This is a genomic window from Terriglobia bacterium (genome assembly GCA_036496425.1).
Taxonomy (GTDB): Bacteria; Acidobacteriota; Terriglobia; order 20CM-2-55-15; family 20CM-2-55-15; genus 20CM-2-55-15.
Genome location: DASXLG010000316.1, coordinates 1 through 4672, shown reverse-complemented (window position 1 = coordinate 4672; position 4672 = coordinate 1). Strand labels below are relative to the sequence as shown.

General features: G+C 56.7%; 6 protein-coding genes. 4 read left to right on the top strand and 2 right to left on the bottom strand.

From position 1 onward, the window contains the following. Nucleotides 1-840: ATP-binding cassette domain-containing protein (locus VGK48_23140; protein ID HEY2384080.1), on the top strand; the 840-nt coding region annotated here is incomplete at its 5' end. Here VGK48_23140 and VGK48_23135 read toward each other — a convergent pair. Continuing rightward, nucleotides 837-1469 (bottom strand): hypothetical protein, encoded by a 633-nt coding sequence (locus VGK48_23135; protein ID HEY2384079.1) that lies wholly within the window; start codon nucleotides 1467-1469, stop codon nucleotides 837-839. The two genes, VGK48_23140 and VGK48_23135, sit on opposite strands and share 4 nt — an antisense overlap. A gap of 116 nt (nucleotides 1470-1585) precedes the next feature. On the opposite strand from VGK48_23135, the gene efp reads away from it, so the two are divergent. Continuing rightward, nucleotides 1586-2149 (top strand): elongation factor P, encoded by a 564-nt coding sequence (gene efp, locus VGK48_23130; protein ID HEY2384078.1) that lies wholly within the window; start codon nucleotides 1586-1588, stop codon nucleotides 2147-2149. A 92-nt stretch (nucleotides 2150-2241) separates the two neighbouring features. Here the strand turns inward: efp and selA are convergent, their stop codons facing one another. Next, on the bottom strand, nucleotides 2242-3594 hold the full coding sequence (gene selA, locus VGK48_23125; protein HEY2384077.1) for an L-seryl-tRNA(Sec) selenium transferase: 1353 nt from the start codon (nucleotides 3592-3594) through the stop codon (nucleotides 2242-2244). A 31-nt stretch (nucleotides 3595-3625) separates the two neighbouring features. Between selA and VGK48_23120 the strand changes: the two genes are divergently transcribed. Both VGK48_23120 and purH read left to right on the top strand, forming a co-directional pair. Beyond that, the gene (locus VGK48_23120) at nucleotides 3626-4249 is read left to right on the top strand and encodes a hypothetical protein (protein ID HEY2384076.1); all 624 of its coding nucleotides are present in this window, start codon (nucleotides 3626-3628) and stop codon (nucleotides 4247-4249) included. Nucleotides 4250-4261: 12 nt separating this feature from the next. Next, a partial coding sequence (gene purH, locus VGK48_23115; GenBank protein HEY2384075.1) for a bifunctional phosphoribosylaminoimidazolecarboxamide formyltransferase/IMP cyclohydrolase occupies nucleotides 4262-4672 on the top strand: 411 nt, incomplete at its 3' end.

Below are 4672 nucleotides of genomic sequence, written 5' to 3'. Positions count from 1 at the left end.
GTCGTCGGCCCGAACGGCAGCGGTAAGACGACGTTCCTGCGGCTGTTGCGCGGCGAACTCCAACCCGCGTCAGGAAAGATGCGTCAAGCCGACCGGCTGCGCGTGGTTTACTTTGACCAGAACCGGCAGCTGGATCACGATATTACTCTGCGCCGCGCGCTCGCACCGGACAGCGATTCCGTGGTTTATCAGGATCGAACCATTCACGTTGCGTCCTGGGCGTCGCGATTTCTGTTCTCCAGCGACACACTCAACCAACCGGTCGGAAAGCTGTCCGGAGGTGAAAAAGCCAGGGTCCTGGTCGCCCAGCTCATGTTGCAGCCGGCCGATGTTCTGCTGCTGGATGAGCCCACGAACGACCTCGATATTCCAACTCTTGAGGTTCTCGAAGAGAGTCTTCTGGAATTTGCCGGCGCACTCGTTCTCGTGACGCATGACCGCTACATGATGGACCGCGTTGCAACGATAGTTTTCGGCCTCGACGGCCTTGGTGAAGCCGAGACATTCGCCGATTACTCTCAGTGGGAAATATGGCAGCGGCAGCAGGAGGTAAAGAAAACAGCGATCGTCCGATCTGATCGCGCGCCCGCTGCCGCTCCAAGGCAAGCTGCGAAGAAAAAACTCTCCTATATCGAAGCCCGCGAGTTTGAAACCATCGAGCAGCGAGTGGCCGCGGCTGAAAGCAGCCTCACCGAAAAGCGCGCCGTCCTCGAAGATCCTTCGATCGCCAGCGACGGCCCACGTTTGCTGGCTGCCGCCGCGGAGCTTGAAGCGGCACAGAAAGCCGTGGATGCTCTTTACGCCCGCTGGGCAGAGCTCGACGAAAAGCAAACAGATTAACGATGCCCACCGCCGTGTCCGCCACCAAAGTGTCCCCCGCCACCGTGTCCGCCACCGAATGAGCCATGTCCAAGTGAGCCGTGTCCAAAGGACCCGTGTCCTACTACCCCTCCATGTCCTACGATCGCTCCGTGGTTGAAAGGTCTGCCTACGAAGAAATGGTTGTGCGGACCCACGAAACCGTGGCCAAGACCAAACCCGAACGCGAACGAAGGCCCGTAATAACCGTAATAGGGATAAGGGTAATAGCCGTAGGGATAAGGAGACGGATAGGGATACGCGTTATAGCCATACGTCTGAGCAGTATCCGGATAGTAGACCTGCGGTTGTTGGTAACCTGCCGCCGCTTGTTGCGGCTGGGCATGCAAGAACCACGTTCCGGTCGCCTGATCGTAGCAGGCCCATCCTGATGAAGATTGATCTGCCGCTGTGTACTGTTGCGGGTCCGGACAGGTATAACTTTGCACCGTCCCGTTGGTGACAACGGTCACACCCTGAACCTGCTGGCCGTTGATAATTACCGGCTGGTCTATGCTTTGCTGGGCCTGAGCCGGTTGTGCCATAGCCAAGCTTCCGGAAAAGACCAGCACGCCTGTCAGAAACATCAAAAGAAGGAGTTTCTTAAGCATAATGACCTCGCTGAAGACCTCCTGAAAATCTCTCTATCTATTATTATCGCGCCTTTTTCCCGCGGATTCCGGGTTACAATGATCGTTTTCAGTTCACATCAGGAGCCTTTCTGTAAATGATTCAAGCAACACAGCTGCGCCGGGGAAACACCATTCTGATGAATGGTGAGCTCTACCAAGTAGTGGATTATCAGCATATTACGCCGGGAAATTGGCGTGGAATGGTGCAGACGAAGCTGCGCAAACTCAGCACCGGTTCGATCATCGATCACCGGTTCCGGTCGGAAGACCGCGTGGAACGGGCCATTCTGGACGAGCGTGAGATGGAGTACCTGTATAAGGATGGAACGGACCATTACTTTATGGACACTGAGAACTACGAGCAGATCCATTTCAACGAGGAAATGCTTGGGGATGCGGTCAATTACCTGGTCGCCAATTCGAAAATAAAAGTTGAGTTTTATGACGACAAGCCGCTTGGTGTCGAATTGCCAGCAACAATCGATCTGCGAGTCGTGGAAACCGAGCCGGGAATGCCTTCAGCGACAGTCAGCAACGTGCTGAAACCGGCGAAGCTCGAGACCGGGCTCGTGGTCGGAGTGCCGCACTTTGTTCAGGAAGGTGAAGTAATTAAAGTGGACACCACTGAAGGAAAATACATGGAGCGGGTCAGACACTAGGAAAAGAGGAAATTGCACCATTGCATCATTCGAAGTTGTTTCATTTCAAATTTAGAAATACAGAAACTTCCAATGATGCAATGATGCAATTCTTATTTGCCTTCCCCAGCCAGGTTCTTCACCACCGCCAATAGTTCCGACTCCTCTTCGGGAAAAATCGTCCGGAAATCCAGAATCACCTGACCCTCTTCAATCCTTGAAATCACCGGCGGATTCGCCATCCGCAGTGGAGCTTCCAGCGCCGCCGCCAATGCGATGCCCCACGAGGGGAGATAAGTTTCCGGCGCTGAGCCGCCGCCCACAACCGATTTCACCTGGACGGCTCGAGCGCCATTGCCAAGATGAGCGGCAAACGATTCGGCGCGGGCTTTCAACTCGGACTCTTGAGCCCTTAACATTCTCCAGGTCGGAATCGTATCCAGCTCGCCCCGCAGATAGGCACCGAGCACATACTCGAGAACGGCAATGGTCAGCTTGTCCACGCGCAGCGCGCGAAACAGCGGGTTTCGCCGGATTCTCTCGATGTAGAGCTCCTTGCCTGCGATGATGCCCGCCTGGGGACCACCGAGCAGCTTATCGCCGCTGAACGAGATGATGTCGACGCCGGCGCGAATACTCGCGCAGGCGACCGGCTCGTCGCTCACCGCCTTGTCTTTCATGTCAAGGACGCATCCGCTGCCCAGATCTTCGAAGGTTGGAATCTTCCGGCGCCAGCCCAAGTCGACGAAATCTTCCAGTGACGGGCGCTCTGTAAACCCAACCATTCGAAAATTGCTGGGATGTACTCGAAGCAAAAGCCGGGTGTGTTCGCTGATCGCTTTCTCGAAATCGCCGATGCGAGTACGGTTGGTGGAGCCTACCTCCCGTAAATGTGCGCCGCTCTGGGCCATGATGTCCGGAATCCGGAAGGATTCGCCGATCTCCACCTGCTCTCCGCGCGAAGCAAGGACTTCGCCGCCACGCCCTAAGGCGGTCAGCACGAGAAGCACAGCCGCCGCGTTGTTGTTGACGACTATCGCCGCTTCGCATCCCAGTAACTGGCGGAGTGTGTTGTTGACGTGGACATCGCGCTTGCCGCGCTTGCCAGCCTCGACATCAAGCTCGAGATTCGAATATCGCGTCGAAATCTCGCGCAAATGGTCGATGGCGCCCTCAGGCAGAACCGCACGGCCAAGATTGGTATGCAGAACCACGCCGGAACCATTGATGACCCGCCGCAACGACGGGGAGAGGACATTCCGCAAGCGCTTCGCAACCTCGGCCGCGATGCGGGACGTCAGTTCTACGCGGCTCGCGGCGTCATCGCCTTCCGCAATCCGGCGCCGCGTTTCGGCGAAAACTTCATCGATGATAGCGGCGGCAAAGGGCTGCCCCAGAACGTTGCGAAATTCGTGAAGTTCGCGCAGGACATCGTTGACCGGTGGAATTTGGCGGAGCGTTCGCATCGGAGTGAACCATTGTACAATTGCTGTTCAAATGAAGAGCGAACCACAAAAGGCACATCGGGCGGCCATATTCCTGGGCTTCTTGTGCGTTTTGTGGTTGCTGACCTTTCCGCCGCAACTTGCGGCCTGGCCGGCTGCCACCCTGGCGGCGATATTTCACGATGCGGAGCGGCCTTTGCCACCAAGTCTCCGCACCTTCCTGAAAGACTTCGATACGGTGCTTCTCGAGCCGTGCAAGAGCTTAACCGTTGAAGCTGCGACGAAGATTGCCATTGCGGAATTGAAAACGCGGCGCGCCGATCTGCCGACGACGGCCCGGGCCATGAGGGAAGCCGGATGCGCCGCGGCCGCATTGAATGATCCCCAACTGGACGCGCTCGTCGCGTCTCAGGCCAGGAATTTCACGCCTGTGTTCTACGGCTATCACGACCTGATTCAGGCAGGAAATCTCGATGGCTTTCTCAAGCTCCGCGCCGCCGAACGGGAGCATCTTTTTAATCGGCTGCGGCGTTCGTCGGAACTGCCGGATAAGTACACGGCGGTCGAGCTCTCGCCACAGTTCGGGATTGCCTCGATTGCTTTTTCCCACGCTGTGACCGATGTGGCGAATGTCTGGTATCTGATCTGGAAAACCGCGAACGGCGATCTTAAATAACCAGGAGATTTCGTGAGACGAATCGAACGCGCGCTCATCAGCGTGTATGACAAAACCGGAATTGTCGAGTTTGCAAAAACATTGGCCGCGCTCCATGTGGAAATCGTTTCGACGGGCGGGACATCGCGGCTGCTCGCATCGAGTGGAATTGCCGTGCGGGAAGTCTCCGATCTGACGGGGTTTCCGGAGATCCTTGATGGCCGCGTCAAGACCATCAATCCCCGCATTGCCGGCGGCGTACTCGCGATCCGCGAGAATCCAGAGCACATGAACCAGGTTGCGCAGAACGAACTTCCGTTGATTGACCTGGTATGCGTGAATCTCTATCCGTTCGCGGAAACCATCCGGAAGCCCGGCGTGGAGTTCCACGAAGTGATCGAAAACATCGACATCGGCGGGCCGTCGTTGCTGCGCGCCGCCGCG